Below are 21,744 nucleotides of genomic sequence, written 5' to 3'. Positions count from 1 at the left end.
GGTGCAAAGAAAAAGCCCGCCGGATCGCTCCGGCGGGCTTTTTCGGGCAGTGCTGCGAAACGCTTAGACGCGTTCGAAGATCACGGCGATGCCCTGGCCGCCACCGATACACATGGTGACCAGGCAGTACTTGCCGCCGATGCGGTTCATTTCGTAGATCGCCTTGGTGGCGATGAAGGCACCGGAACAGCCGACCGGGTGGCCGAGGGCGATGGCGCCGCCGTTCGGGTTGGTCTTCGCCGGGTCGAGGCCGAGCACCTTGGAAACCGACAGCGCCTGGGCGGCGAAGGCTTCGTTGGATTCGATGACGTCCATCTGGTCCAGGGTCAGGCCGGCCTTCTTCAGGGCCAGCTTGGTCGCCGGGATCGGGCCTTCGCCCATGATGTCGTTCGGCACGCCGGCAACGGCGTAGGAAACCATGCGGGCGATCGGCTTCTGGCCGGCGGCGGCAGCCTTGGCGGCATCGGCCAGCACGAAGAAGGCAGCGCCGTCGTTGATGCCGGAGGCGTTACCGGCGGTGACGGTACCGTCCTTCTTGAAGGCCGGCTTCATCTTGGCCAGCGACTCCATGGTCGTGCCGCGCTTCAGGTGCTCGTCGGTATCGAACACCACGTCGCCCTTGCGGGTCTGCTTGACGATCGGCATGATCTGCGACTTGAAGTGGCCGGCGTCGATGGCGGCAGCGGCACGGCGCTGCGATTCGACGGCGAAGGCATCCTGGTCTTCACGGCTGAAGCCGTGCTTGGCGGCCAGGTTCTCGGCGGTGATGCCCATGTGGCCGACGCCGAACGGGTCGGTCAGCACGGCGACCATGGCGTCGATGGCCTTGGCGTCGCCCATGCGGGCACCGGAACGCAGGGCCGGCATCAGGTAGGCAACCTTGGACATCACTTCGACGCCACCGCCGATACCGTAGTCGCAATCGCCGAGCAGGATGTTCTGGGCGGTGGTGACGATGGCTTGCAGGCCGGAGGCGCACAGGCGGGAAACCTGCATGGCGACGGAGTCCATCGGCAGGCCGGCCTGGATGGAGGCAACGCGGGAGACGTAGGCGTAGCGGGAATCAACCGGCATCGTGGTGCCGACGGTCACGTAGTTGATGGCTTGGGGATCGACACCGGAGCGGGCAATCGCTTCCTTCATCACGGTACCGCCCAGATCGCACGGATCCATGTCGGCCAGCGAACCACCGAAAGCACCGATGGGGGAACGAACAGCACTCAGAACGACAACATCTTTGCTCATGAAAACCTCCTGATATAAGTATTCAGCCCACCAGACTAGCGAGCCCCAGCAAAAAGAGCAACAACATCCACACAACCGTGGCTCGCCAGACGAGGCCTACGGCACTCTGCATGAAATCTACGTCGGCCGGATCGCCCAGCCCGAGTTCCCCGCGGTCGGCGACCTCGACGCCATCGACGACAGGCCTCCCCAACTGCACGCCCAAAGCCCCCGCGCCGGCTGCCAGCACGATGCCCAGATCGCGATCGGGCCATTGCGCCGGCTGCGTGCGCCAGCAATACGCCGCATCCTCGAAGTCGCCGACGATGGCGAAAGCCGAGGCGGTCGTCCGCAAGGGCAGCCAGTCGATCGCCCCGAACGCCTGGCGGGAAAACAGCGCGAACTGGTTTTCCTGGTCGGCACGCTCCGCGTTCCAGCGATCGCGGACGATCAGCGCCAGGCGATAGAGCAAGGCGCCGCAAGGCCCGGGGAGCAGGATGAACCACAGCAGCACGGCGAAGACATGGCGGTGCGAAGCGGCCAGGGCGCCTTCGATCGACAGGCGAGCGATGTCTTCCGAACCCAGGTTGTAGGTCGAGCGCCCCTGCCACTCGGCGAGCAAGGCGCGGGCCCGTTCCAGGTCGCCGAGGCGCAAGGCCAGCTGAATCTCGGTGTAGTGATGGCTGAACTGGCGGAACCCCATGGTCAGGTAGAGTACGCCGACATTGAGCAGCAGCCCGAACAGGGGATTCAGCGCGACCAGGGCGCCATAGGCAATGCCGACCAGGACGACCGGCAGCAGAACAGCAAAGCACCAGGCCAGGACGCCGTGGCGATAGGCGCCGGCATTGAAACGGGACTCGATGAATTCCGCCCAGGCACCCAGCGGCTCAGCGACGATGCGACGGTAGTCGAGGGGCTGCAGCTGCTCGATGAGAAAGACTGCAATCAGCGAAAGAAGACTCATGTGGGGCTGAGGATTGCCGTGTTCGGCTTATTTTCGTATTGCAAAACGCCACGATACCACAAGCTCATGACACCTGGAGCAGCCCGAGCCGTTCCGACAATGAACGGATCATGCCGGCCGTCGCGCCCCAGATGAAATACTCGCCGTAGGGCATGGCGAAGTAATGGCGCAAGGCTCCGCGATAATGCAGCGAATGCTGTTGATGATTGGCCGGGTCGATCAGGAAGGCGAGCGGCACCTCGAAGATCTCGGCGACCTCGAAGGGATCGGGCTGCAAGTCGAAGGGCGGGCGCACCAGCGCGACGACCGGCGTCACCCGGAAGCCGGTACCCGTCCGGTATTCGGGCAGGAAGCCGACGATTTCGACACGCTCGCGCGCCAGGCCGATTTCCTCCTCTGTCTCGCGCAAGGCCGTTTCGATCGGGGTCAGGTCATGTGCTTCGACACGACCGCCGGGAAAGCTGATCTGCCCTGCATGATCCCTGAGGTGTGCGGTGCGCTGGGTGAGCAGCACCGTGTGCCCGTCGTCCCGCAGGACAATCGGGAAGAGCACGGCGGCCGGCGTCAGGGGCTGATCCTGCGCGCCATCTTCCTGAACGAAATGACCGGCCTTGGGCTCCGCGAGCAGACTGGCCCGCAGGCGATCCAGATCGAGGCTCATTTTGCCGGGGAATCTTCCTCGATTTCGGCGTTCACCGAGGCCAGGGCGTCCTGCAGGGTTTCCTCGGACAGATCGTTGATCGTGGTGGCCACCAGGTCGGCCGACTCGACCGCCCCCACCGGCAGCCGCTTGCTGTCCAGGCTGGCGATCAGCACCGCCGCCGAACCGGCCACGCGCAGCAAGGCCTGGCGCTCCCCCATCACCAACTCGATCTCCCGGCGCAACAGCGCGATTTCCTGATCTTTCTGCGGCATCTTCTCTCTCCTAGAATCGTTTTTTAAGTGTCATGGTGCTGCCGTCGCGCAGCATTTCCATCCGGTTCAGAAAGCTCATGCCGAGCAGGGCAATCGGCATCTCTGTCTGATGGATCAGCGCATCGACGTTGTGCAGCGTGACATCGCCGATACGCACGGTATCCAGCTGCACCTTGCTCACCACGGCCTGGCCGTTGGCCGTATTGGTCATGGTCTTCTGGCCGCGATTGAAATCCACCCCGACCCGCCGGGCATCGGTGGCGCCCAGGGAAATCATCGTCGCCCCGGTGTCGACCAGAAAGCGGACCGAGGTGCCGTTGATCGTACCAGTCGTATAAAAATGCCCCTGCCCGTCGGCCGTCATGACGATCTTGCCCGAGCCATCGGCATTCACGGCGCCGATGGCATGCTGACCGACGCGCAGCGGACGCTTCTTGCCACCGATCTCGATCATGACCTGATCGTTCTGGATCGCCAGCACCTTGACGCCATCGACCGTGTGTCCGACCGGCACGGCCTGCGGCTCGGAACCGTTGATCATCAGCATCGCCTTGCTGCCCATGACGCCCGCCAGCCCCACATCCTGGGCAGCGGCCGCGAACGGCAGCAAAACCGTCAGCAGCGCGAGGAGCGTAAAATGGCCGCTCATTTTTCCGGATGATTTCTCCGCCATGAAGCCCGTCGCCATCTTTCGCCACTCCCCAACAGAAGGTCCCGGCTATTTTGCCATATTCCTTGAGCAGCAAGGGATTCCGTGGCAACTGATCGCCATTGACGAGGGTGAAAGCGTGCCCGGCAATGCGCAGGATTATTCCGGGCTGTGCTTCATGGGCGGCCCGATGAGCGTCAACGACCCCCTGCCCTGGATCGATCAGAGCTGCGCGCTGATCCGCAGCGCGGTCGCCGCCGGCATCCCGGTCATCGGACACTGCCTCGGCGGCCAGCTGATGAGCAAGGCGCTGGGCGGCGAGATCACCCGCAACCCGGTCAAGGAAATCGGCTGGGGCGACGCCTACGGCGAAAGCCACGCCACGGGCAAGCACTGGCTGGGCGACCTGGCCGGCAGGAGCGGCAGCGTGTTTCAGTGGCATGGCGAGACCTTCAGCATCCCGGCCGGGGCGACGCGCCTTTTCTCGAACCATCACTGCGCCAACCAGATGTTCGCGCTCGGCCCCCACCTGGCCATGCAGTGCCACGTCGAAATGACGCCGGAAATGATCACCGCGTGGAACGAGGAATGGGCCGGCGAAGCCCAGGGGGCTACCGACCAGATCAGCGTTCAAACGCCGGAAGCCATGGCCGGCGAACTTGCCGTGCGCCTGCCGCAAATGCGGCAGCTGTCCGACCGGCTCTATTCGGTCTGGGTGGGCGGGCTGGCCCGCTGATAACGCAAAAGGGCAGCCGCAGCTGCCCTTTCCGCATTCACCGCGGGATGGCGCAAGCGCTCAGTCGCGGAAATTGCCCGCCTTGATCGGGAAATCGGTCACTTCCTTGCGGATCAGCGCGATGCAATCCTGCAGGTCGTCGCGCTTGGCGCCCTGGACGCGCACGGCATCGCCCTGGATCGAGGCCTGCACCTTGAGCTTGGCATCCTTGATCATCTTGACCAGCTTCTTGGCCAGTTCGGTCTCGATGCCCATCCTGATCTTCAGCTCCTGCTTGACCTTGTTGCCGGAAACCTTCTGCATCGGCTGGTGATCGAGGCGCTTGGTGCTCTCGACTTCCTTCTTCTCCATGGCCGGGAAGAGGATGTCCTTGATCTGGTCCAGCTGGAAGTCGGAATCACCGTGCAGGGTGATGACCTTGTCCTTCTCGTTGAACTCGACCTTGGCCGAGGTGCCCTTGAAGTCGTAGCGGTTGTCAATCTGGCGAACGGCGACGTCGATGGCGTTCTTCAACGCCACCATGTCGGCTTCGGACGTGAAGTCAAAACTGGGCATGGCATCTCCTGAAATCAAAAGCCCGGCACGGCGGCCGGGCTGGTTGGCTCAACGGCCGCTTAGCCGAAGTGGCAAACGTAGTGGTAAGGCTCGTCGCAGGCGATCTCGAAGCTGGAGTTGCCCGGCACGTTGAAGGACTGGCCGTCGCCGTAGGTCTTCCACTCGCTTTCGCCCTTGAGCTTGACACGGCACGAACCGCCGACGCCTTCCATGATTTCCGGCGCGCCGGTATTGAAGGTCAGGCTGGACGGCAGGATCACGCCGACCGTCTTCTTGGTGCCGTCGGCCAGCACCACGGTGTGGCTGACGCACTTGCCGTCGAAATAAACATTGGCCTTCTTGACCACCGAAACGTTGTCGTATTGCGACATTTAAATACCCCAGAGTTTCTGAATGACTGATTTGGCGATGAAACCGACCATGCCGAAGGCCAGCACGAAGAAGAGCACGAAGGTGCCCGTCTTGCCGGCCTTGGACTTCCAGGCGATCTCGCCGATGATGAACAGCATGAAAAGGATGAAGGCGCCGACGCCCCAGGTCGAGAAGAAATCCGCGATCTGCTCTTCGTTGAACCCGAATACGGTGCCGTCCATCGCTTAGCCCTTCTTCTTCGCCGCCGGCTTCTTGGCGACGGCCTTGGCCGGCGCGGCAGCCTTCTTGGCTACCGGTGCGGCAACGGCCTTCTTGACCACGGCCTTGGCGGCAACCGGCTTGACTACAGCTTTCGGCGCGGCCTTGGCCACCGGCTTTGCTGCTGCCTTGGCTGCCGGCTTGGCGGCGACTGCCTTGGCGGCTGCCTTCTTGGCCGCGGCCGGCTTGCCGGACTTCTTCGCCGTCAGGTTGGCGGCGATGCGCATGCGCAGGGCGTTCAGCTTGATGAAACCGCCGGCATCACGCTGGTCGTAGGCACCGGCGTCGTCCTCGAAGGTGGCGATGGTCGAGTCGAACAGCGAGTCGGTCTTCGAGTCGCGGCCGACAACGATGACGTTGCCCTTGTACAGCTTGAGGCGGACGGTACCGTTGACGGTCTGCTGGGTGTGGTCGATCAGCACCTGCAGCGCCTTGCGTTCCGGGCTCCACCAGTAGCCGTTGTACACCAGGCTGGCGTAGCGCGGCATCAGGTCGTCCTTGAGGTGGGCGACTTCGCGGTCCAGGGTGATCGACTCGATGGCGCGGTGGGCGCGCAGCAGGATCGTTCCGCCCGGGGTTTCGTAGCAGCCGCGCGACTTCATGCCGACGTAGCGGTTCTCGACCAGGTCGAGGCGGCCGATGCCGTGCTTGCCGCCGATTTCGTTCAGCGTGCCGAGCACTTCGTGGGCCTTCATCTTCTTGCCGTTGATGGCGACGACGTCACCCTGGGCGAATTCGAGGTCGAGGTACTCGGCCTTGTTCGGCGCCTTTTCCGGCGACACGGTCCACCGCCACATCGACTCCTCGGCTTCCGCCGCCGGATCTTCCAGGTGGCGGCCTTCGTAGGAGATGTGCAGCAGGTTGGCGTCCATCGAATACGGCGAGCCGCCCTTCTTGTGCTTCATGTCGATTTCGATGCCGTGCTTCTCGGCATAGGCCATCAGCTTTTCGCGGGACATCAGGTCCCACTCGCGCCACGGGGCAATGACCTTGATGCCCGGCTTCAATGCGTAGGCGCCGAGTTCGAAACGGACCTGGTCGTTGCCTTTGCCGGTCGCGCCATGGCAGATGGCGTCGGCGCCGGTTTCGTTGACGATCTCGATCAGGCGCTTGGCGATCAGCGGGCGTGCAATCGAGGTGCCGAGCAGGTATTCGCCTTCATAGACGGTGTTGGCGCGGAACATCGGGAAGACGAAATCGCGGACGAACTCCTCGCGGACATCGTCGATGTAGATGTTCTTCGGCTTGATGCCGGCCTTCAGGGCCTTGGCGCGTGCCGGCTCGAGTTCCTCGCCCTGGCCGAGGTCGGCCGTGAAGGTGACGACTTCGCACTTGTACACATCCTGCAGCCACTTGAGGATGACCGAGGTATCCAGACCGCCCGAATAGGCCAGCACAACCTTCTTGATGTCGCTCATTTGCGTTCCCTTGTTTCGATTTTGATTTGATCCAACCGCCTAGCCCTGAATGCGGCCCAGCAGCAAATACTCCATCAGTGCTTTTTGCACATGCAAGCGGTTTTCCGCCTCGTCCCAGACCACCGACTGCGGGCCGTCGATCACCTCGGCGGTGACCTCCTCGCCGCGATGCGCCGGCAGGCAGTGCATGAACAGGGCCTGCGGATCGGCCACGCGCATCATGTCGCCGTCCACGCACCAGTCGGCGAATGCCTTGAGGCGCACCTCGTTCTCGGCTTCGAAACCCATCGAGGTCCATACATCGGTATTGACCAGGTCGGCGCCACGGCAGGCATCCATCGGATCGGCAAAGATCTCGTAGTGCGCGGCGGTCACGCCGGCGATGAGGTCCGGCTGCAGCTCATAACCCGGCGGCGTCGACACATGGACCTTGAAATCCAGCACCTCGGCAGCCTGCAGCCAGGTGTTGCACATGTTGTTGGCATCCCCCACCCAGGCGACGGTCTTGCCCTGGATGCTGCCGCGATGCTCGATATAGGTGTAGATGTCGGCCAGGATCTGGCACGGATGATATTCGTTGGTCAGGCCGTTGATCACCGGCACGCGCGAATTGGCGGCGAAACGCTCGATGATCTCCTGCTCGAAGGTGCGGATCATCACGATGTCGCTCATCCGCGAGATCACCTGTGCCGCGTCCTCGACCGGCTCGCCGCGCCCCAATTGGGAGTCGCGGGTATTCAGGTAGATCGCCGCGCCGCCCAGTTGATGCATGCCGGCCTCGAAGGACAGACGCGTCCGCGTGCTCGCCTTCTCGAAGATCATGACCAGCGTACGGTCCTCAAGCGGCCAATATTTCTGGTAGGACTTGAACTGGTTCTTGATCCACGCCGTGCGTTCGAACACGTAGTCGAGTTCGCTGCGGGAGAAATCCTTGAATTGCAGAAAGTGTTTGATTGCCATGATTAAGCAGCCAGAAATTCCTTGATCAGTGGCGCGGTACGCTCCACCAGCTCGCGTGCATCGGCCTCGCTGAAAATCAGCGGCGGCAGGAAGCGGACAACGCTATCCGCCGTGACGTTGATCAACAAGCCGGCAGCCAGGCCGCGCCCCACCAGTTCACCACACGGACGATCCAGTTCGATGCCGATCATCAGGCCATGCCCGCGAATATCGACCACCCCGCGGGTGCCCGCCAGGGCGTCGGCAAACAGCTGGCGGATCAGGTCGCCAATATGGGCGGCGTTGGCCAGCAAGCCTTCCTGTTCGATGACCTCGATGGTGGTCAAGGCCGCCGTGGCAACCAGCGGATTGCCGCCAAAGGTCGACCCATGGTTGCCCGGCCCGAACAGGCCGGCCGCCTTGCCGCCAACCAGGCAGGCGCCGATCGGCACGCCTGAACCGAGCCCCTTGGCCAGCGTCGCGATATCCGGCTGGATACCGACCTGCTGGTAGCCGAACCAGCTGCCGGTGCGCCCCATGCCGCACTGGACCTCGTCGCAGATCATCAGCAGGCCGCGCGCATCGCAAAATTCCCGAACCCCTTGGTAGAAATCCGGATCGGCCAGATGGATACCGCCCTCGCCCTGAATGACCTCAAGCATCACGGCAACCACATTGTGGTGGTGCTCGACGACCTGTTGAATAGCCTCGAGATCGCCATAGGGAACCCGGACGAAGCCGGTCACCAGCGGCTCGAAACCGGCTTGCGCCTTGCGATTGCCGGTTGCCGAAAGGGTTGCCATGGTCCGGCCATGGAATGCCTTTTCCATGACGATGATGGTGGGCAACTCGATTTGCTTCTTGTGCCCGTAAAAGCGGGCGAGCTTGATTGCCGCTTCGTTGGCTTCGGCCCCCGAATTGCTGAAAAACACCTCGCTCATCCCGGACAGCGCGCACAGCTTGTCGGCCAGTTGCTCCTGCTCGCGAATGCGGTACAAATTGGAGGTGTGCAGCATGCGGCCGGCCTGTGCCGAAATCGCCGCGACCAGCCGCGGATGAGCGTGGCCCAGCGTCGAGACAGCAATGCCCGACAGGGCATCCAGGTACTCCCTGCCCTCGGTATCGGTAATCCGGCACCCTTGGCCATGACTGAAAGTCACCGGCAAACGGGCATAGGTATTCATGACATGCGACATGAGGCAACCTCAGAAAACGAAAACGGCGGCAAATGCCGCCGAAACGACCACCACCACGAGCGGAACCAGCCTGCCGGGCAGCAGAAAGCTGAATTTTATGAGAAAAACAAGGCCGTGTATAGAACAGCGCCGGCCACCGCAGCCGATCGCAGAAGCCCTGACGGCACCGTAATTATGGAAAGGCCAAGCGGTTCTGCTAGAATGCGCCCACGCAAGGTCGTATCGCCCGCAAACGCAGAGTAAAACAATGACAAATCCAGAATCGACCACATTCATCATTGTTGGCCTGACCAAGGAAGGACGAAAGTTCCGCCCCAGTGACTGGGCCGAGCGCCTATGTGGCGTCATGTCCGCCTTCGGCGCCGAACGCAAGATGAAATATTCCCCCTACGTCGGCCCCGGCGACTACAACGGCGAAAAAGCCGTCTTCGTCGATGGTCGCCTCGGCGAACTCGAACCGATGGCCTACCGCTTCATGCTCAACTTCGCCCAGGACAACGACCTGCAGATCGTCGACGGCGTCTGCTCGATCGACGACAAGAAATAAGCAATACAGACCAGACCGACAGATACACAAAAACAGAAAATAAAAAAGGCGCCCGCAGGCGCCATTTTTATTCGGTCGATCTACAGAAATCAGGCAGCAGCAAGCGCCTTGATCTGAGCAGACAGACGGCTCTTGGTACGGGAAGCCTTGTTCTTGTGAACAATCTTCTTGTCGGCAATGCGGTCGAGCACTGCGACGGACTGCTGGAAGACGCCTTGTGCGGCGGCTTTGTCACCAGCTTCGATCGCCTGACGCACGCGCTTGATCGCGGTACGCAGGGTCGAACGCAGGCTGGCGTTGTGGGAGCGCTGCTTGTCAGCTTGACGGGCGCGCTTGCGGGCTTGTGCGCTATTGGCCATGAATAGAGTCCAGAAAAAACACTAAACCGCAATTCTAGCAGACACCTACCCGCCTAGGGAAGCCCCCGAGCAACATTTCGGAACAAACCACGCCCCATACCGCTCATCCCCCCGACATTACCGTTTGCCACGTGATAATCGCCTGTCGCCCTGCATCGCCTAAACTAACGCTGAATCATGAGGAGAAGGCATGACCTGCACCACCCACATTGCACACAGACTGAGGCAAACAGGCCTCACGATGATCGAACTGCTGATTACGCTCGCTGTGCTTGCAATCCTGCTTGCCATCGGGATTCCAAGTTTCGAAGGACTTCTGGCCTCAACCCGCGTTACCAACGCGACCAACGAACTGTTGTCAGCATTCGCACAAACCCGTTCGGAAGCCATACGCCGAGGCCAGCGTGTCACCATTTGCATTTCTGCGAACGGAGCCCAGTGCACCAATGCGGGCAATTGGAATCAAGGGTGGATTATTTTTCGTGACGCCGCGCGAACCGGTATCGTCGCAACGCCCGCAGACATTTTGCACGTCAGTAGCGCTACCGCGAACAATATCGTGATTCAGGGTTCTGCGGCGCTACCGCGGTTTATATCCTTTTCATCTGACGGTCAAAGCCGGACGCTTGCGGGTGCCATCCAAGCCGGAAACATAGAGGTTTGCTCTACGTCAAGCGCCCTATCCGACAACAATCGCGCCCGCCGCCTGCAGATCAACGGAAGTGGCCAGGTCATCATGACTCAGCCGCAAAACCCTGGTATCCCCATAGGCTGCCCGACTCCACCATGAAAAACATTACCAATACGCATCACCAAACCGGCTCCGGGCTCCTTGAGGTCTTGGTCGCCGTACTCGTGCTGTCGCTAGGCCTGCTTGGCCTGGCCGGCCTTCAGGCGCGCACCCTTCAACAGAACCATAGCGGCCTCCAACGTTCGCAAGCTGTCTTGTTAAGCTATTCCATTCTCGACGCCCTGCGCGCCGACCGCCAAGGCGCTACCCTCGGCAATTACAACATTGGACAGACTTGTGCAGCCCCTGCCCTTAACGGCAATCTGGTCAATGACACGATCAGCATCTGGATTGGCTCCATCCAGAATCGTCTCGGCACCAATGCCAATTCCTGCGGCTCCATCGCCTGCGTGGCCGGCGGCATATGTACCATCCAGATCCAATGGGACGATAGCCGCGCCGGCGGCAATGCAAACGAAACCTTTGTAACCAGATCGCAGATATGAAATCAACTGCTTCCATTCTCGGCGCCAAGGGCTTCAGCCTTGTCGAACTGATGATTGCTATGGCATTGGGACTATTCCTCACCGGCGTGGCAGTCAACATCGTGATAACCAACCGTCAGGCATTCCGGACCACGGAAAATCTGTCGCGCATGCAGGAAAACGCACGCTCCGCATTTGAATTGATGGCACGCGATATCCGTAGCGCTGGCGGCAATCCTTGCGGCACCCCGATGATTGTGAATGTACTGAATAACCCTGCCAACCTTTGGTGGGCGAACTGGGCAGCCGGCACCGTCATTGGATACGAAAATGGCGCCGCACCGTTGGGCTATGGCGTTCCCGCCAGAAACGCACCTGCGCTGGCGCTGATACAGCCCAATGCCGGTGCGAATGCCGGCCTGAATCCCAATGCAAACATTGTTGCCAATACCGATGCGATCCTGCTACTGAGCGGTGACTCGCTCGAAGGCACAACTATCCGCAGCCACAACCCGGCAACATTTCAATTCACACTCAACGCCAACACCCACGGCTTTGCCGTTGGCGACATCTTGATGGCATGCGACAACCCGATCTTTGTCGCGGCAACACCGGCACCACCGGTAACCGCCATATTCCAGGCCTCCGGGGTTGCCGGCAACGTGATCACCCATGCGGCAGCGGGCGGAGCTCCGGGAAATTGTTCACCAGGACTAGGCTCCCTGCCGGCAACCCCCTGCGCCGGCACCGCCAAGACCTATGGCAGCGGTGGCGTCCTGTCCCGCCTGACGGCCGCATTCTGGTATGTCGGAAACAACGGCAGAGGGAACAGTTCCCTGTATCGCGTATCGATGAACGGAACGCCCGGCTCGATCCAAAACGACGAAATCATAGACAACATCTGCATTCAAGGTGGCGTATTGCTACCAGAGAACCGCGCGTGCCAGGGCCTGCAAATCACCTATATAACGCGCAACACCACGACCGCCGTCGTGGCACAGACAGCCGTAGCGGGGATTGACTGGTCTGTTTCATCGCAGACACCGAAACCGAACAACGCCAATGAAGTGGTTGCAATCCGCATCAGTCTCGATTTGCAAAGCCGCGAGGCCAGTGGCGTCAACAACGCCAATGCAGCCCAGCGACTCGCCACCAACCTGAGCGAAACGATATTCCTCCGCAATCGGGATGCTGCCCAATGAAAACCTTCCTGGCTCCTGAAAATATGACTCACGCCCCCATTCATCGCCAAAAAGGTGCTGTACTCGCGATTGCGCTGATTCTTCTTGTCGTGGTCACGCTGCTAGGCCTGTCCAGCGTCAAAACCGTCAGCCAGCAGGAAAAAATGGTCTCTCACAGCAACGACAGAAGCCTGGCATACCAGTTTGCCGAAGCTGCCTTACGAGAAGGCGAGGCACAGGCTCGCGTTCAAGCCCTGAATTTGAATGCCGCCTTCCCTGCGGCCCAGTATATTGCCGACGGGAATGCATGCCCCAACAACGACCCTTCAATCAACAACTGCGCCAACGGACTATGCACAACGCCCGATCCGGATTGCGCTCCACGCTGGACGAATGCAACGTTTAACGGCTGGACAAACTACAACACCGTTGCCGCCGTGATGAGCGCGTCCGGCAACACGCTTTCCGGGACACCGCAGTATTTCATCGAGATTCTCCGTCCGACCGATATCACGTGCGTTCCTGGTGCACAGACCTTCGACATGGCCTGCAACCAGCGATACCCCGACCCCGATATTGCAGACCCCTGCGCAGCCACCTTCCCTCCGACATCTGGCTTCCAGTGGTGCAACTTCTATCGTTATCGGGTAACCGCCCGCGTTGCGATTCGAGACCGAGCAGCGGTCGTCCTGCAGTCCATCCTGTCCGTTCAACCGAACTAAATAAAGACTCTCCTCCCGCTGACTTACGGAGATTTCATCATGACCCGGAAATCCACCCCAGACTATCGCCTACGCCCCATAGCCCTGTTCGCGGCGCTTGCCCTCCTGAATGCGTCCATCGCCGAAGCCGCGATCACCATTCCCAGCATCCCGCTCCAAGCGATCAACTCCGCCGAGCCGAACATCATGATGATCTTGGATGACTCTGGCTCCATGCAATGGGACTACATGCCGGAAGACATCAACGGGGTCGCCAATCCGATCAACTATATCTATCCCACGACAACGCAGATTTACGGAGGTTCGATATACAACAATGTCACCGTAGACACCAACGCAGCGAACCGCTGGACTCGCATGCTGCGTTCATCGGCGGTCAACAAACTATATTACGACCCGACAATCACCTATCTACCTTGGAGTAACTACGACGGAACACTATGGGCCAATGCCAATCCGCTGCAGGCGTACCACAATCCTGCGATACAAGGCGCAGGATTCAGGAATCTGACGGTCAACCTGACGGAAAATGCAACCTGGATGAACGACAACGGCTCATATACAACCCAGTCCCGTACCTACTACCCGGCAACCTATTTCATCTACAACGGTGGCAGCATCACCTCTGCAGCCAGTTACACGACCGTGCAGGTAACCGGAGCCGCTTCCACCTACGCCAAAGCTGCAACCAGAACAGACTGTAAAAACCTAGCGAACCGATGCGATTATGGCGAAGAAATTCAGAATTTCGCCAACTGGTATAGCTATCACCGCTCTCGCGTCCTGACAGCTCGAGGAGGTATTGGACGCGCCTTCGCCAACCAGGGAACCAATATCCGAGCCGGCTTCGCAGCCATCAACAAGCCCGCAGGCACTGTCCCAATAGACGGCGTACTGACTCGAACCGTTGTTTCCGGAGTGCGTAAATTCACCGGAGCAGCCAGAACTCAGTTTTTTACCGACCTTTACGGGCGAACAATCCCTCAGCAAGGCACGCCATTGCGCCAAGCCTTGGACGATGTCGGCCAATACTACAGCCGCACCGATGCGCTAGGTCCTTGGAGCAACACGCCGGGTGTCGCTGGCGGCGGCACCGAACTGACCTGCCGACAAAGTTATTCGATCCTGATGACCGATGGCTACTGGAACGGCAACGGAGCCCAATCGGCCGGCGGCGCCGCAGGCAATGCGGACAATACGGCAGGCCAGACAATTACCGGCCCAAACAATCCGAGCTACACCTACAACCCCAACGCCATTGAGAATACCCCTTTCCGAGACAACTATGCCGGGACGCTCGCCGATGTCGCGATGTATTACTGGAAAACCGACCTCCGAACCGGATTGGCAAATGAAGTCCCCCCCAACTCATCGGACCCGGCATTCTGGCAACATATGGTCACTTTCGGCGTCGGCCTCGGTGTTTCGGGTACGATCAGCCCGACTACTGCATTTGCAAACGTTGCGACTCAAACCACGAACAACTGGCTCAATCCGACCACGAACAACCAGACCCTGGCCGATGACCTGCTGCATGCCGCCGTCAACGGTCGCGGCGGCTATTTCTCGGCACAAAATCCGCAGCAGTTTGCAAATGCCCTTACCTCAACGCTGAACAACATCTCGCAGCGCTCCGGTTCAGCTTCGTCGATTGCGGCCAACAGCACCCAGATTTCGACAAACACCAAGATTTTCAACGCGAAATTCGACACCAGCAAATGGTCAGGAGAACTTGAGGCCATTGCCATCACGTCGACCGGCGTTGCCGCGACTCCATCGTGGTCGGCCTCCTCGCTGATCCCGACACCGACATCGCGAACCATCCTCACCCGCTCGGGTGGCAGTACCGTCACCTTCCAATGGTCCAATCTGTCTGCAAGCGATAAGACATCGATGGTCAGTTCGGATATCGTCGACTACATTCGCGGCACACGTACAAAGGAGCAACAGAACGGCGGCTCGCTCCGCAACCGCCAGTCCATCCTCGGCGACATTGTCGACTCGACTCCGGCGTACGTTCTGGACAGCGATACCATCTATATCGGTGCCAACGACGGCATGCTGCACGGATTCAACGCCAATACGGGTGTCGAGTTGTTTGCCTATATTCCCAGCACGGTCATTCCGACGCTCGCCAACCTCTCGTCCCCCACCTACAGCCACACCTATTACGTCGATGGCGATATCGCCGTCTCGTCCAAGGTCCAGACCAACAATCGAAACTACCTGGTTTCTTTGCTTGGCCGTGGTGGGAAAGGCCTGTTTGCACTGGATGTCACCAACCCGACAGCTTTTGGCACCAGCGATGTCCTGTGGGAGTATTTTAATACCGCTGACAATGATCTCGGCTACATGCTGGGCACGCCGGTGATCGCCAAGATGAACAACGGATCGATGGTGGCGATTGTTGGCAATGGCTACAACAGCACCAGTGGCAAGGCGGTTCTCTACGTTTTTGACCTGGCCAGCGGCGCACTGATCAAGAAATTCGACACCCTTGTCGGCACTGATAACGGAATGGGTACCCCCGGCCTGCTGGATGCCGATTCGGATGGTGATATCGACTATATTTACGGTGGCGACCTGAAAGGCAATGTCTGGAAGATAGATGTCTCAAGCGCCAACACGGCAACCTGGGACTTTTCCTTCAAATCGGGAACGACGCCGCAACCGCTATTCATAGCCAAGGACAGTTCGGGAACGGTACAACCGATCACGACCAGCCTTACGCCCGTGATGGATAACGTTGCCGGCGATGCGAACTTTGGAAAACTCTTCCTCTTCTTTGGCACGGGATCCTACTTTCGCTCCAGCGATTCGACGGATACCCAGATACAAACGATGTATGGCCTGATCGACACGAATACCCAGGTAAGCTCCCGTAGCCAGCTTACCCAGCGCAGCGTGATCGACAATGGCGTCTTCAACGTGGTGGTCAATGGCAACATTGTCGACACAAAGAACGTACGAACCTTCTCCGCCGCAGTCTCCGGAGACATGGCCGGAAAATCCGGTTGGTATCTGGACCTCAAAACGGCTGCCGGAGTGGCTGAGGGCGAGCGGGTGACTACATCCGCGGAAGTCTACGTGCTTGCCGAACCCACATTGATTTTCAGTTCCATCATTCCGGTCAACGATCCGTGCAAACCGGGCGGCAAGGGCTATTTATCCGCGCTGAGCCCATTCACCGGCGGTCGCCTGACAGTCGGCTTCTACGATATCGACAACAACAACAGCTTTGCCAATGACCAGTTGAACGGCATCAACATCGGCTCGGTCGACCTTGGTATTGGTGGCCTGTCCAAAGGCAAGGTCATTGGCAACTGGCTGGTAGCCGGCGGCATGACCGGAAAAACCGCGGGCACGAAGATCAACACCGGCGCCAAAAAGACCAAACGCATCTCGTGGCGTGAAATCGTAAGGGACTAAGCATGAAACGAAAACAAAAGACATCCGGCTTCACGCTGATCGAATTGATGGTGGTGATGGCCATCATCGCCATCATCGCGGCGATCGCCTACCCCAGCTACCAACAGTCCATCCAGCGTACTCGCCGGGCGGCAGCTGCCGGATGCATGATGGGCCTGTCGCAATTCATGGAACGCTATTACACGACGAACATGTCATATCTGAATGCCGTTCTGCCGGCCTGCCAAGCAGAGGTTACGCAGTTCTACCAAGCCAACTTCGCCGTCGTGCCAACGGCCACCACTTACACGCTACAGGTAGTCCCACAAGGTGCCCAAGCAAACGATGTCTGCGGAACACTGAGCATCGACCAGACCGGGTTACGAGCACCCGATCCGGCCGTTCGCCCGGAATGTTGGCGGTAAGTTGCAGCAAATGGGGGCCACGAGGCCCCCATTGAATTTGGCTTATACGCTGGATAGCTCTTTGGGGACGGGGAACGAAACCGCTTCCTCGATCCCCTGCAGATTTTTCACCTGTGCATCGGTCAGTTTGCGCAAATGCTCGATCACCTGCTCGATGAGCACCTCGGGTGCGGAAGCCCCCGCCGTGACGCCGATCCGCGATTTACCATCGAGCCAGTTAACATCGATCTCGCGATGCCCATCGACAAGATAGGCATCTACGCCACGAGTCTGCGCGACCTCTTTCAAACGACGTGAATTCGAACTGTTCGGACTGCCGACGACGATGACCAGATCGCATTGTTCAGCCAGCACCTTCACCGCATCCTGCCGGTTCTGGGTGGCGTAGCAGATATCGTCCTTCTTCGGCCCCTGGATATCCGGGAAACGGGTTCTCAATGCGTCGATGACCAGCGTCGCATCGTCGACCGACAGGGTTGTTTGCGTCACGAAAGACAATGAGTCCGGATGCTGCACGACCAGTCTCTGGACATCATCCGCTGTCTCGACCAGATACATCCCGCCCTCGCTCTGCCCCATGGTCCCCTCGACCTCGGGGTGGCCCTTGTGGCCGATCATGACGACTTCGCGGATCTGGTTGCGCATCTTGCCGACTTCGACATGGACCTTGGTGACCAGCGGGCAGGTGGCGTCGAAGACCTTCAGGCCGCGCGCGTCGGCATCGGCACGAACGGCCTTGGAGACGCCATGGGCGCTGAAGATGACCGTGCTGCCCGGCGGCACTTCGTCCAGTTCCTCGATGAAGACCGCCCCCTTGGCGCGCAGGTCGTCGCAGACGAACTTGTTATGCACCACTTCGTGGCGGACATAGATCGGCGCGCCGAACTTCTCGAGGGCGCGTTCGACGATGGCGATGGCGCGTTCGACACCGGCGCAGAAGCCGCGGGGATTGGCGAGGATGATTTCCATTACATGATTCCGATGATTTTCACCTCGAAGCGTATCGTCTTGCCGGCCATCGGGTGATTGAAGTCGAAGAGCGCGTGGGTGGCGTCCAGTTCGCGCAGGAAGCCGGCAAAGGTGCCGCCGTTCGGCGCGGTGAATTCGACGACGGAATTTTCCTTGAGTTCCATTTCCGGCGGCAGGCCGTTACGCGCGATGCGCTCGACCAGGCGGGCGTTGTGTTGCCCGAAGGCCTCGTCCGGGGGCAGTTCGAATACGAAGTGCTCCATGGCCGGCAGGCCGATCAGGACCCTTTCGAGATTTTCGGCCAACTGCCCGCTGCCCATCTGCAGGGTCGCCGGGCTCATGTCGAAGGTGGACAGGAACTCCTCGCCATCCTGGGCGGTAATGCGGTAGTGGAGGGTCAGATAGCTGTCTGAACGAACGACATTACTCATCGGAAATCTCTTTCTTTGACGAACAGCGAAGCCCAGACCATGAGGACTGCGCCCAGCGTGATCGCGGAATCGGCAACGTTGAAGGCCGGCCAGTAGTAACCGGCGACATGCCACTGGATGAAATCGACGACGGCACCGAAACGCATGCGGTCGATGACGTTGCCCAGGGCCCCGCCCATGACCAGCGTCAGGGCCAGCGCCATCAGTTTCTGCTCCGGATGGCGCCGGAGTTCCAGCGCGATCCAGCCGGAAACGCCCAGCGCCAGGACGCTGAAGAACCAGCGCTGCCAGCCCGGCTGGTCGGCCAGGAAGCTGAAGGCGGCACCCGGATTGAAGGTCAGCACCCAGTTCCAGAACGGGGCCACATAGATGGCTTCACCGTACTGGACATGATTGAGCACCACCCACTTGCTGAGCTGGTCGAGAACGATGACGATCGCGGCCAGCCCGTACCATCCATTCGCCGTTCTAGGCACAGGCGCGCGCCTCGCCCTCGCCGTGCAGGTTGCTGACACAGCGGCCGCACAGGCCCGGATGCCCGGCATCGTCGCGCACATGCCAGCAGCGCTCGCACTTGGCGTGTTCCAGCGGCGTGGCCAGGACCTGCTCGGCATCGTCACGAACGGCGCTGGCCGCCGACACGATGAAGACGAACTTCAGGTCGTCGCCGAGCGAGGCCAGGGCCTCGAACTTCTCGCCGGCGCAATGGACAGCGACGGCGGCCTGCAGCGCGGAGCCAATCTTGCCGGCTTCGCGCTGGGCTTCCAGTGCCTTGGTCACGTCGGCACGGGCGGCGCGGATCAGGCTCCACTTGGCGAGCAGTTCGCCTTCGCCAGCCACTACGGGCAGCTCATGCCAGCGCTGGAACATGATCGAATCGTCTGCCTTGCCGGTCAGCACGGCCCAGACTTCTTCGGCGGTGAAGGAAGTGATCGGCGCCAGCAGGCGGACGAAAGCCTGGGTGACGTGCCATAAGGCGGACTGCGCCGAACGCCGGGCGACCGACTTCGGCGCCGTGGTGTACAGGCGGTCCTTCAGGATGTCGAGGTAGAAACCGCCGAGGTCTTCGGAACAGAAGGTCTGCAGTGCCTGGACGACGCGGTGGAACTCGTACTTGTTGTAGTCGGCGCGGCAGCTGTCCTGCAGTTCGCGGGTCAGAGCCAGCGCGTAACGGTCGATTTCCAGCCACTGCTCGACCGGCAGCATGTCGGCAGCTGCATCGAAGTCGGAAACGTTGGCGAGCAGGAAGCGCAGGGTGTTGCGGATGCGGCGATAGCCTTCGACGACGCGCTTGAGGATTTCGTCGGAAATGCTCAATTCGCCGGAATAGTCGGTCGAAGCCGTCCACAAACGCAGGATGTCGGCGCCCATCTTGTCCGAAACCTGCTGCGGCGCGATGACGTTGCCCTTGGACTTGGACATCTTGTGGCCCTTGCCGTCGACGACGAAGCCGTGCGTCAGCAGCGCCTTGTACGGGGCGCGGCCGTCGATGGCGCAGCCGGAGAGCAGCGAGGACTGGAACCAGCCGCGATGCTGGTCCGAGCCTTCGAGATAGAGATCGGCCGGATGCGTCGACACCGCCGCATGCGAACCGCGCAGCACATGCCAGTGCGTCGTACCGGAGTCGAACCAGACGTCGAGCGTATCCTTCATCTTGACGTACTGCCCGGCCTCGGCGCCGAGCAGTTCGGCGGCATCGAGGCTGAACCAGGCTTCGATGCCGGCCTTCTCGACGCGCTGCGCGACCAGTTCGATCAACTCGGCCGTGCGCGGGTGCGGCTGGCCGGTTTCCCGGTGCAGGAAGAAGGGAATCGGCACGCCCCAGTTGCGCTGGCGCGACACGCACCAGTCCGGGCGGGTCTTCATCATGCCCTCCAGGCGGGCACGCCCCCAGGCCGGGAAGAACTGGGTTTCATCGACGGCGCGCTCGGCGATCCAGCGCAGGGTCGGCGCGCTTTCGTCCTTGCGGTTTTCCATGCCGATGAACCACTGCGTCGTGGCGCGGAAGATGATCGGCGTCTTGTGGCGCCAGCAGTGCGGATAGCTGTGCTGGATGCGTTCCTGCTTGAGCAGGCGACCCTTGGCCTCCAGCTCGGCGAGCACCAGCGGGTTGGCTTCCCACACCGTCTTGCCAGCCAGTTCGCCGACCGACAGGGCCGGCATGGTCGACACGAAGCGACCGTCGTTGGCCACCGGGTTGGTCACCGGCAGGCCATACTGCTTGCCGATGTTGTAGTCGTCGACACCGTGGGCCGGCGCGGTATGCACCAGGCCGGTACCGGCCTCGGTCGTCACGTGCCTGCCGCAGATGATGGCGACGTCGCGATTCTGGAACGGGTGCCTGAGCAGCATCTGGTCGAGCGCCTCGCCCTGGCAGGAGCCGACCACCGTGCCATCCAGGCCGTAGCGCTTGAGCGCCGCCTCGGCCAGTTCGCGAACCAGGATCAGCCCGCCCTTTTCCGTCTCGATCAGGTCGTAAGTCAGTTCCGGATGCACGCTGACCGCCTCGTTGGCCGGCAGCGTCCACGGCGTCGTCGTCCAGATCACGGCGAAGGCCGGACCGCGCAAGTGGGTCAGCCCAAAAGCGGCAGCCAGCTTGGCGGCGTGATTTTCATGGACCTCGAAGGCGACGTCGATGGCCGGGGAATTCTTGTCCTCGTACTCGACCTCGGCCTCGGCCAGCGCCGAACCGCAGTCCAGGCACCAGTTCACCGGCTTCAGGCCCTGGTACAGGTAGCCCTGCTCCATGATCTTGCCGAGGGCGCGGATTTCGTCGGCTTCCGCCTTGAAATTCATGGTCAGGTAGGGGTTGTCCCACTCGCCCAGCACGCCGAGGCGGATGAAGTCCTTCTTCTGGCGTTCGACCTGTTCGGCGGCATAGCTGCGGCACAGCTCGCGCACCTGGTCGGCCGGGATGTTCTTGCCGTGCAGCTTTTCGATCTGGTGTTCGATGGGCAGGCCATGGCAGTCCCAGCCCGGCACGTAGGGTGCATCGAAGCCGGAGAGCGTTTTCGAGCGGACGATGATGTCCTTGAGCACCTTGTTGACCGCGTGGCCGATGTGGATGTCACCGTTGGCATAGGGTGGGCCGTCGTGCAGCACGAAGCGCGGGCGGCCGGCGCAGATCTCGCGGATGCGCTGGTAGAGCTTTTTCTGCTGCCACTGGGCGACCCATTGCGGCTCGCGCTTGGGCAGGTCGCCGCGCATCGGAAACGGGGTATCGGGGAGATTCAGCGTGTCTTTGTAGTCAGCCATTGT

23 protein-coding genes and 1 pseudogene are annotated in these 21,744 nt (G+C 60.7%); 8 read left to right on the top strand and 16 right to left on the bottom strand.

The features are described 5' to 3' along the window. Nucleotides 1-63: 63 nt before the first annotated feature. The 5 genes from Q0P59_RS12290 to Q0P59_RS12270 all read right to left on the bottom strand — a co-directional run bounded on the left by Q0P59_RS12290 (nucleotide 64) and on the right by Q0P59_RS12270 (nucleotide 3,755). Nucleotides 64-1,245, bottom strand: coding sequence for an acetyl-CoA C-acyltransferase family protein (locus tag Q0P59_RS12290; protein WP_295006752.1), 1,182 nt, complete (start codon nucleotides 1,243-1,245; stop codon nucleotides 64-66). Nucleotides 1,246-1,267: 22 nt separating this feature from the next. Then, nucleotides 1,268-2,191 (bottom strand): CobD/CbiB family protein, encoded by a 924-nt coding sequence (locus Q0P59_RS12285; RefSeq protein ID WP_295006751.1) that lies wholly within the window; start codon nucleotides 2,189-2,191, stop codon nucleotides 1,268-1,270. Between the two features lie 64 nt (nucleotides 2,192-2,255). Then, complete coding sequence (locus Q0P59_RS12280) at nucleotides 2,256-2,852, bottom strand: CoA pyrophosphatase (protein ID WP_295006750.1); 597 nt, start codon at nucleotides 2,850-2,852, stop codon at nucleotides 2,256-2,258. After that, a complete protein-coding gene (locus Q0P59_RS12275; RefSeq protein WP_295006749.1) occupies nucleotides 2,849-3,106 on the bottom strand; it encodes a hypothetical protein in 258 nt (85 codons plus the stop codon). Before Q0P59_RS12275 ends, Q0P59_RS12280 begins: the two co-directional genes overlap by 4 nt. A 10-nt stretch (nucleotides 3,107-3,116) precedes the next feature. Then, nucleotides 3,117-3,755, bottom strand: coding sequence for a TIGR02281 family clan AA aspartic protease (locus tag Q0P59_RS12270; RefSeq protein WP_295006748.1), 639 nt, complete (start codon nucleotides 3,753-3,755; stop codon nucleotides 3,117-3,119). A 22-nt stretch (nucleotides 3,756-3,777) separates the two neighbouring features. On the opposite strand from Q0P59_RS12270, the gene Q0P59_RS12265 reads away from it, so the two are divergent. Then, on the top strand, nucleotides 3,778-4,491 hold the full coding sequence (locus Q0P59_RS12265) for a type 1 glutamine amidotransferase (RefSeq protein ID WP_295006747.1): 714 nt from the start codon (nucleotides 3,778-3,780) through the stop codon (nucleotides 4,489-4,491). A 60-nt stretch (nucleotides 4,492-4,551) separates the two neighbouring features. Here Q0P59_RS12265 and Q0P59_RS12260 read toward each other — a convergent pair whose 3' ends face one another. From Q0P59_RS12260 to Q0P59_RS12235, 6 genes and pseudogenes are all read right to left on the bottom strand, one after another. Continuing rightward, entirely contained in the window at nucleotides 4,552-5,046 is a 495-nt protein-coding gene (locus tag Q0P59_RS12260) for a YajQ family cyclic di-GMP-binding protein (RefSeq protein WP_295006746.1), read from the bottom strand. A 59-nt stretch (nucleotides 5,047-5,105) separates the two neighbouring features. Beyond that, nucleotides 5,106-5,417 (bottom strand): pyrimidine/purine nucleoside phosphorylase, encoded by a 312-nt coding sequence (locus Q0P59_RS12255; protein WP_011288757.1) that lies wholly within the window; start codon nucleotides 5,415-5,417, stop codon nucleotides 5,106-5,108. Further along, nucleotides 5,418-5,639, bottom strand: coding sequence for a DUF2788 domain-containing protein (locus tag Q0P59_RS12250; protein WP_295006745.1), 222 nt, complete (start codon nucleotides 5,637-5,639; stop codon nucleotides 5,418-5,420). A gap of 246 nt (nucleotides 5,640-5,885) precedes the next feature. Beyond that, nucleotides 5,886-7,094, bottom strand: a pseudogene (locus Q0P59_RS12245) (argininosuccinate synthase); the annotation flags it as partial. Between the two features lie 39 nt (nucleotides 7,095-7,133). Next, nucleotides 7,134-8,057, bottom strand: a complete 924-nt coding sequence (gene argF / locus Q0P59_RS12240) for an ornithine carbamoyltransferase (RefSeq protein WP_223879609.1) — start codon at nucleotides 8,055-8,057, stop codon at nucleotides 7,134-7,136. Further along, nucleotides 8,057-9,229, bottom strand: a complete 1,173-nt coding sequence (locus tag Q0P59_RS12235; RefSeq protein WP_295006744.1) for an aspartate aminotransferase family protein — start codon at nucleotides 9,227-9,229, stop codon at nucleotides 8,057-8,059. The genes argF and Q0P59_RS12235 overlap by 1 nt, the downstream gene beginning before the upstream one ends. Nucleotides 9,230-9,476: 247 nt before the next feature. Here Q0P59_RS12235 and Q0P59_RS12230 point away from each other — a divergent pair, with 247 nt between their 5' ends. Beyond that, on the top strand, nucleotides 9,477-9,776 hold the full coding sequence (locus Q0P59_RS12230; RefSeq protein WP_295006743.1) for a DUF3579 domain-containing protein: 300 nt from the start codon (nucleotides 9,477-9,479) through the stop codon (nucleotides 9,774-9,776). Between the two features lie 89 nt (nucleotides 9,777-9,865). Here Q0P59_RS12230 and rpsT read toward each other — a convergent pair whose 3' ends face one another. Then, nucleotides 9,866-10,135, bottom strand: a complete 270-nt coding sequence (rpsT, locus tag Q0P59_RS12225; RefSeq protein WP_150429559.1) for a 30S ribosomal protein S20 — start codon at nucleotides 10,133-10,135, stop codon at nucleotides 9,866-9,868. Between the two features lie 190 nt (nucleotides 10,136-10,325). Between rpsT and Q0P59_RS12220 the strand changes: the two genes are divergently transcribed. The 6 genes from Q0P59_RS12220 to Q0P59_RS12195 are packed head-to-tail and all read left to right on the top strand — an operon-like array spanning nucleotide 10,326 to nucleotide 17,086. After that, complete coding sequence (locus Q0P59_RS12220) at nucleotides 10,326-10,925, top strand: GspH/FimT family pseudopilin (RefSeq protein WP_295006742.1); 600 nt, start codon at nucleotides 10,326-10,328, stop codon at nucleotides 10,923-10,925. Continuing rightward, nucleotides 10,922-11,371 carry a type IV pilus modification protein PilV gene (gene pilV, locus Q0P59_RS12215; RefSeq protein WP_295006741.1) on the top strand — a complete coding sequence of 150 codons (450 nt, stop codon included), beginning with the start codon at nucleotides 10,922-10,924 and terminating at the stop codon, nucleotides 11,369-11,371. Before Q0P59_RS12220 ends, pilV begins: the two co-directional genes overlap by 4 nt. Further along, entirely contained in the window at nucleotides 11,368-12,552 is a 1,185-nt protein-coding gene (locus Q0P59_RS12210) for a prepilin-type N-terminal cleavage/methylation domain-containing protein (protein WP_295006740.1), read from the top strand. The genes pilV and Q0P59_RS12210 overlap by 4 nt, the downstream gene beginning before the upstream one ends. After that, nucleotides 12,549-13,253, top strand: coding sequence for a PilX N-terminal domain-containing pilus assembly protein (locus tag Q0P59_RS12205; RefSeq protein WP_295006739.1), 705 nt, complete (start codon nucleotides 12,549-12,551; stop codon nucleotides 13,251-13,253). The genes Q0P59_RS12210 and Q0P59_RS12205 overlap by 4 nt, the downstream gene beginning before the upstream one ends. Nucleotides 13,254-13,292: 39 nt before the next feature. Next, a complete protein-coding gene (locus Q0P59_RS12200; protein WP_295006738.1) occupies nucleotides 13,293-16,682 on the top strand; it encodes a PilC/PilY family type IV pilus protein in 3,390 nt (1,129 codons plus the stop codon). Between the two features lie 2 nt (nucleotides 16,683-16,684). Then, nucleotides 16,685-17,086, top strand: a complete 402-nt coding sequence (locus tag Q0P59_RS12195) for a type IV pilin protein (protein WP_295006737.1) — start codon at nucleotides 16,685-16,687, stop codon at nucleotides 17,084-17,086. Between the two features lie 42 nt (nucleotides 17,087-17,128). Here the strand turns inward: Q0P59_RS12195 and ispH are convergent, their stop codons facing one another. Genes ispH through ileS form a run of 4 tightly spaced genes read right to left on the bottom strand, consistent with a single transcriptional unit; the run spans nucleotide 17,129 to nucleotide 21,741 of the window. Next, nucleotides 17,129-18,055, bottom strand: a complete 927-nt coding sequence (gene ispH / locus Q0P59_RS12190) for a 4-hydroxy-3-methylbut-2-enyl diphosphate reductase (protein ID WP_295006736.1) — start codon at nucleotides 18,053-18,055, stop codon at nucleotides 17,129-17,131. Beyond that, nucleotides 18,055-18,486, bottom strand: coding sequence for an FKBP-type peptidyl-prolyl cis-trans isomerase (locus tag Q0P59_RS12185; RefSeq protein WP_295006735.1), 432 nt, complete (start codon nucleotides 18,484-18,486; stop codon nucleotides 18,055-18,057). The genes ispH and Q0P59_RS12185 overlap by 1 nt, the downstream gene beginning before the upstream one ends. After that, nucleotides 18,483-18,962, bottom strand: coding sequence for a signal peptidase II (gene lspA, locus Q0P59_RS12180; RefSeq protein WP_295006734.1), 480 nt, complete (start codon nucleotides 18,960-18,962; stop codon nucleotides 18,483-18,485). The genes Q0P59_RS12185 and lspA overlap by 4 nt, the downstream gene beginning before the upstream one ends. Further along, a complete protein-coding gene (gene ileS, locus Q0P59_RS12175) occupies nucleotides 18,955-21,741 on the bottom strand; it encodes an isoleucine--tRNA ligase (RefSeq protein ID WP_295006733.1) in 2,787 nt (928 codons plus the stop codon). Before ileS ends, lspA begins: the two co-directional genes overlap by 8 nt. Between the last annotated feature and the right edge of the window lie 3 nt (nucleotides 21,742-21,744).

Origin of the sequence: uncultured Dechloromonas sp. (genome assembly GCF_945957265.1) — a bacterium.
GTDB lineage: Bacteria > Pseudomonadota > Gammaproteobacteria > Burkholderiales > Rhodocyclaceae > Azonexus.
This window is presented reverse-complemented; position numbering and strand designations above follow the sequence as displayed.

What these genes read in the sequence shown, in the direction of transcription:
- rpsT (WP_150429559.1), bottom strand. Translation starts at nt 10,135, where the DNA reads ATGGCCAATAGCGCACAAGCCCGCAAGCGCGCCCGTCAAGCTGACAAG.
- Q0P59_RS12260 (WP_295006746.1), bottom strand. Translation starts at nt 5,046, where the DNA reads ATGCCCAGTTTTGACTTCACGTCCGAAGCCGACATGGTGGCGTTGAAG.
- Q0P59_RS12185 (WP_295006735.1), bottom strand. Translation starts at nt 18,486, where the DNA reads ATGAGTAATGTCGTTCGTTCAGACAGCTATCTGACCCTCCACTACCGC.
- Q0P59_RS12270 (WP_295006748.1), bottom strand. Translation starts at nt 3,755, where the DNA reads ATGAGCGGCCATTTTACGCTCCTCGCGCTGCTGACGGTTTTGCTGCCG.
- pilV (WP_295006741.1), top strand. Translation starts at nt 10,922, where the DNA reads ATGAAAAACATTACCAATACGCATCACCAAACCGGCTCCGGGCTCCTT.
- Q0P59_RS12250 (WP_295006745.1), bottom strand. Translation starts at nt 5,639, where the DNA reads ATGGACGGCACCGTATTCGGGTTCAACGAAGAGCAGATCGCGGATTTC.
- Q0P59_RS12265 (WP_295006747.1), top strand. Translation starts at nt 3,778, where the DNA reads ATGAAGCCCGTCGCCATCTTTCGCCACTCCCCAACAGAAGGTCCCGGC.
- ispH (WP_295006736.1), bottom strand. Translation starts at nt 18,055, where the DNA reads ATGGAAATCATCCTCGCCAATCCCCGCGGCTTCTGCGCCGGTGTCGAA.
- ileS (WP_295006733.1), bottom strand. Translation starts at nt 21,741, where the DNA reads ATGGCTGACTACAAAGACACGCTGAATCTCCCCGATACCCCGTTTCCG.
- Q0P59_RS12290 (WP_295006752.1), bottom strand. Translation starts at nt 1,245, where the DNA reads ATGAGCAAAGATGTTGTCGTTCTGAGTGCTGTTCGTTCCCCCATCGGT.
- Q0P59_RS12200 (WP_295006738.1), top strand. Translation starts at nt 13,293, where the DNA reads ATGACCCGGAAATCCACCCCAGACTATCGCCTACGCCCCATAGCCCTG.
- Q0P59_RS12275 (WP_295006749.1), bottom strand. Translation starts at nt 3,106, where the DNA reads ATGCCGCAGAAAGATCAGGAAATCGCGCTGTTGCGCCGGGAGATCGAG.
- Q0P59_RS12230 (WP_295006743.1), top strand. Translation starts at nt 9,477, where the DNA reads ATGACAAATCCAGAATCGACCACATTCATCATTGTTGGCCTGACCAAG.
- Q0P59_RS12205 (WP_295006739.1), top strand. Translation starts at nt 12,549, where the DNA reads ATGAAAACCTTCCTGGCTCCTGAAAATATGACTCACGCCCCCATTCAT.
- Q0P59_RS12195 (WP_295006737.1), top strand. Translation starts at nt 16,685, where the DNA reads ATGAAACGAAAACAAAAGACATCCGGCTTCACGCTGATCGAATTGATG.
- Q0P59_RS12210 (WP_295006740.1), top strand. Translation starts at nt 11,368, where the DNA reads ATGAAATCAACTGCTTCCATTCTCGGCGCCAAGGGCTTCAGCCTTGTC.
- Q0P59_RS12255 (WP_011288757.1), bottom strand. Translation starts at nt 5,417, where the DNA reads ATGTCGCAATACGACAACGTTTCGGTGGTCAAGAAGGCCAATGTTTAT.
- Q0P59_RS12235 (WP_295006744.1), bottom strand. Translation starts at nt 9,229, where the DNA reads ATGTCGCATGTCATGAATACCTATGCCCGTTTGCCGGTGACTTTCAGT.
- Q0P59_RS12220 (WP_295006742.1), top strand. Translation starts at nt 10,326, where the DNA reads ATGACCTGCACCACCCACATTGCACACAGACTGAGGCAAACAGGCCTC.
- Q0P59_RS12280 (WP_295006750.1), bottom strand. Translation starts at nt 2,852, where the DNA reads ATGAGCCTCGATCTGGATCGCCTGCGGGCCAGTCTGCTCGCGGAGCCC.
- Q0P59_RS12285 (WP_295006751.1), bottom strand. Translation starts at nt 2,191, where the DNA reads ATGAGTCTTCTTTCGCTGATTGCAGTCTTTCTCATCGAGCAGCTGCAG.